The sequence below is a fragment of the Pseudomonas sp. AC463 genome, from assembly GCF_979253585.1.
In genome coordinates, this window is the sequence record NZ_CEEDDZ010000305.1 from 1 (window position 1) to 334 (window position 334).

General features: G+C 66.8%; 1 protein-coding gene. It reads right to left on the reverse strand.

What is annotated here, in order from left to right; translation table 11 throughout:
• On the reverse strand, window positions 1–334 hold a 334-nt coding region (locus AC0IYH_RS30265), incomplete at both ends, for a division plane positioning ATPase MipZ (RefSeq protein ID WP_471837826.1).

Genomic DNA, 334 nt, shown 5'->3' on the forward strand with positions numbered 1-334 from the left:
GCAACGCCGCCATCATCTCGCGCAGCTCTTGCCGCGCGGCGACATGCGCCAGCCCCATCGCGCCGAACTCGCGGCTGTCGATCATCGTCAGCCCTTGTGGGAACAGCTCGCGATAGATCACGCGCTCGCCCAGCCCCGGAATGATGCGGAAGCCGACCCGCTTGGACAACTGCGCCAGCGCATCCGACACGCGGCGCATGTTGCGCGCCTCGATATGCTGGAGCCGGTTACGCAGTACGACCCAGTCGATCGTGGTGCCGTCCGCCCGCGCCCGCTGCTTGCGCGCGTCCCAGATCAGCTCCGAATAGAAGGAGGGGCGGGTGACGTTATAGGT